The 1,281-nt window shown below is 61.5% G+C and carries 1 protein-coding gene; it reads right to left on the reverse strand.

Annotated features, from left to right (window positions below; genetic code table 11):
• Position 1 precedes the first annotated feature (1 nt).
• Positions 2-1,279, reverse strand: coding sequence for a phosphopyruvate hydratase (eno, locus tag GOX75_RS20210; RefSeq protein WP_171126153.1), 1,278 nt, complete (start codon positions 1,277-1,279; stop codon positions 2-4).
• Between the last annotated feature and the right edge of the window lie 2 nt (positions 1,280-1,281).

The following is a 1,281-nucleotide window of genomic DNA, read 5'->3' on the forward strand; positions in this document are numbered from 1 at the left end:
TTCACCGCTTCAGGATCGAAGCCCCAGCGTATTCGGCGACCTCGCCCAGCGATTCCTCGATGCGGATCAGTTGGTTGTACTTGGCCAACCGGTCCGACCGCGCCAACGAGCCGGTCTTGATCTGGCCGCAATTGGTCGCCACGGCCAGATCGGCGATGGTGGCGTCCTCGGTCTCGCCCGAGCGGTGCGACATCACGTTGGTATAACGGGCACGGTGGGCCATATCGACGGCGCGCAGGGTTTCGGTCAGCGATCCGATCTGGTTCACCTTGACCAGCATCGAGTTCGCGCAGCCGCGCTCGATCCCTTCGGCCAGACGCGCGGGATTGGTCACAAACAGGTCGTCGCCCACAAGCTGGACCTTGTCGCCGATAGCGTCGGTCAGGGCCTTCCACCCGTCCCAGTCATCCTCGGACATGCCGTCTTCGATTGAGATGATCGGATAGTCTTTGACCAGCGCCGCCAGATACTCGGCGTTTTCCTCGGAGGTCAGCGAAATATTCTCGCCCGACAGAACGTATTTGCCGTCCCTGTAGTACTCGGTGGCGGCGCAATCCAGGGCAAGGTGGATTTCCTCGCCCGGCTTGTAACCTGCCTTTTCAATGGATTGCAGGATGAAATCCAGCGCTTCGCGTGTGGATGCGATGTTGGGTGCAAAGCCCCCCTCATCGCCGACGCCAGTGGCCAGACCTGCCGCCGACAGTTCGCGTTTCAGCGTGTGGAACACCTCGGACCCCATGCGCACCGCTTCGCGAATATTCGCGGCCGAGGTCGGCATGATCATGAATTCCTGAATGTCGATCGGGTTGTCCGCGTGCTCACCACCATTGATGATGTTCATCATCGGCACGGGCAGAACGCGCGCCGATGTGCCGCCGACATAGCGATACAGAGGCTGCGTGGTGAAATCGGCTGCGGCCTTGGCCGTGGCCAGCGAGACACCCAGAATGGCGTTCGCGCCCAGACGGCCCTTGTTCTCGGTTCCGTCCAGTTCGATCATCGCCTGGTCGATGGCGACCTGTTCGGTCGCGTCAAAGCCAACCAGTTCTTCGGCGATCTCACCGTTCACTGCAGCGACAGCTTCCAGCACGCCCTTGCCCATATAGCGCGCCTTGTCCCCGTCGCGCTTTTCCACCGCCTCATAGGCGCCGGTCGAGGCCCCCGACGGCACCGCCGCCCGGCCCATCGTGCCGTCTTCCAAAATCACGTCCACCTCAACCGTCGGGTTGCCCCGACTGTCAAGAATTTCACGGGCGTGGATGTCGATGATTGTGCTCATTA

Source organism: Ruegeria sp. HKCCD7251 (genome assembly GCF_013031165.1).
Lineage (GTDB): Bacteria > Pseudomonadota > Alphaproteobacteria > Rhodobacterales > Rhodobacteraceae > Ruegeria.

What these genes read in the sequence shown, in the direction of transcription:
- eno (WP_171126153.1), bottom strand. Translation starts at nt 1,279, where the DNA reads ATGAGCACAATCATCGACATCCACGCCCGTGAAATTCTTGACAGTCGG.